This is a genomic window from Ensifer sp. NM-2 (assembly GCF_003024455.1).
Classification (GTDB): domain Bacteria; phylum Pseudomonadota; class Alphaproteobacteria; order Rhizobiales; family Rhizobiaceae; genus Ensifer; species Ensifer canadensis.
This window is the reverse complement of record NZ_PVZR01000204.1, coordinates 1-255: the sequence shown is the minus strand read 5'-3', so window position 1 is coordinate 255 and position 255 is coordinate 1. Positions and strand designations below refer to the sequence as shown.

At 62.7% G+C, this 255-nt stretch carries 1 protein-coding gene; it reads left to right on the top strand.

Features of this window, described 5'->3' with window-relative positions; translation table 11 throughout:
• Nucleotides 1–50: 50 nt before the first annotated feature.
• A partial coding sequence (locus C6558_RS39480) for a phage integrase N-terminal SAM-like domain-containing protein (RefSeq protein ID WP_245449394.1) occupies nt 51–255 on the top strand: 205 nt, incomplete at its 3' end.

Sequence of the window (255 nt, the reverse complement as noted above, 5' to 3'; positions counted from 1 at the left end):
ATCCGATGACCGTCGTTCCTAATCCATCCGGTAGCGCGCTTCGTGAGCGCATGATCGAAGACATGTCCATGCGCGGCTTCACCGAGGCCACGCGCCGTGACTACATCCGTTGTGTGAAGGCGTTTGCGGCCTTCATCGGCCGCTCCCCCGACATGGCGACGGCTGAGGATCTGCGCCGGTTCCAGTTGCACCAGACCCGGGTGGGCATGCAGGCAGCGAGCATCAACAGCTCAGTCTCGGCGCTGCGCTTCTTCT